This window comes from Bradyrhizobium sp. Kon58 (assembly GCF_055807455.1).
Genome location: NZ_JBVVOT010000709.1, coordinates 1 through 229 on the forward strand (window position 1 = coordinate 1; position 229 = coordinate 229).

General features: G+C 58.1%; 1 pseudogene. It reads left to right on the forward strand.

Going from position 1 to position 229, the window contains the following annotated elements:
* Positions 1-229 (forward strand): annotated as a pseudogene (locus tag AC0L20_RS42035) (GMC family oxidoreductase); the annotation flags it as partial.

Below are 229 nucleotides of genomic sequence, written 5' to 3' on the forward strand. Positions count from 1 at the left end.
GGTAACCCGTATGCACCGGATCGCTCGAACCCGTTCCCTCTGGAGTCGCAGAAGAACACCGTCTCCGCACAGCTGTTTCAGAAAGCGGCGGCAGACGTAGGTTACAAACCCTACAACCTGCCGTCAGCCAACACCTCGGGGCCCTACACCAACCCTTATGGTGCGCAGATGGGGCCGTGCAACTTCTGCGGTTTTTGCAGTGGCTACGTGTGCTACATGTACTCCAAGG